The organism is Bradyrhizobium sp. 14AA (genome assembly GCF_054185205.1).
This window is the reverse complement of sequence record NZ_JAVAYM010000080.1, coordinates 1-648: the sequence shown is the minus strand read 5'-3', so window position 1 is coordinate 648 and position 648 is coordinate 1. Positions and strand designations below refer to the sequence as shown.

General features: G+C 34.9%; 1 protein-coding gene and 1 pseudogene. Both read right to left on the bottom strand.

The genetic code is table 11. The features are described from left to right. On the bottom strand, nucleotides 1-65 hold a 65-nt coding region (locus RAD15_RS43400), incomplete at its 3' end, for a PTS transporter subunit EIIB (protein WP_458184795.1). 220 nt (nucleotides 66-285) lie between these two features. Then, nucleotides 286-648, bottom strand: a pseudogene (locus RAD15_RS43395) (IS6-like element IS1216 family transposase); the annotation flags it as partial.

Sequence of the window (648 nt, the reverse complement as noted above, 5' to 3'; positions counted from 1 at the left end):
TCAATTTTACTTGGCTCTTTTAAAGTTATTCTCAAACGTGTAAAACAAGCATCTACTTTTTCAATATTATCTTTACCACCGACAGCAACAATGATCGCTTCTAAAAGCTCTTTAGAATCTGTAGTATTTTCAACAGTACCAGAAATAACAACATCCTCTACTTCTCTACCTGGAGTTTTTAAATTCCATTTAATAATAGCAAATTTAAAAATAAAATAATATAAACAAAAAGGTTCTGTTGCAAAGTTTTAAATAAAGAATAAAATCCCTTACGGTATCTATGATTTAAGCTGGGATTCCCAATAATACCTTGATTTCAGTACAGACCGAAAACCCGAAGAGAGTGCCTTCTTTTCGGGTTTTCTTATATAATCCTCGAATGGATTCCATGCCTTTAATCGTGGTGGAGGCAGTGCGTAAACTTCGATAGAATTTATTGCGTCTCTTTACTGGACGATGGTCTTGTTCAATCAAATTATTCAGGTATTTAATGGTACGATGTTCTGTCCCTTGATAAAAGCCGTATTCTTTTAGTTTCTTAAAGGCACTTGTAATAGAGGGGGCTTTATCTGTGACTACAACCTTCGGTTCATCAAACTGCTTCACTAACCGTTTAAGAAAAGCATAGGCTGCTTGTGTGTCCCGTTT